The following is a 276-nucleotide window of genomic DNA, read 5'->3' as shown; positions in this document are numbered from 1 at the left end:
GAAAGGTTTTAACGGAATAGAAGCTGATGTGAGTTGGGTCTTTCGTATACTGCCAATTCACGATGCCTTGCTTTGGGGGTTGTTTTGTCATAATGCCCAAGACTCCTTTCTTTTTCAGCATCTTAAACATGAGCTCAAATACCTCTTTTGGCTTGCTCAGATGTTCGACAACCTCTGTACTGGTAATAAAGTCGTAGCGGCCACTTAAAGGGCTTTTGTCTGGCATGTAGAAAGGATCGTACTCTTCTACGTTAAAGCCCTTTTCACGCATCATGA

The 276-nt window shown here is 42.8% G+C and carries 1 protein-coding gene; it reads right to left on the bottom strand.

What is annotated here, in order from left to right; translation table 11 throughout:
- Positions 1 to 276, bottom strand: a 276-nt coding sequence (locus A3756_RS05995) for a methyltransferase domain-containing protein (RefSeq protein ID WP_156490309.1), incomplete at both ends; no start/stop codon positions are given.

The organism is Oleiphilus sp. HI0086, assembly GCF_001635225.1.
Note: the sequence above shows the minus strand (reverse complement) of the source record. Positions and strands in the feature narration are given on the sequence as shown.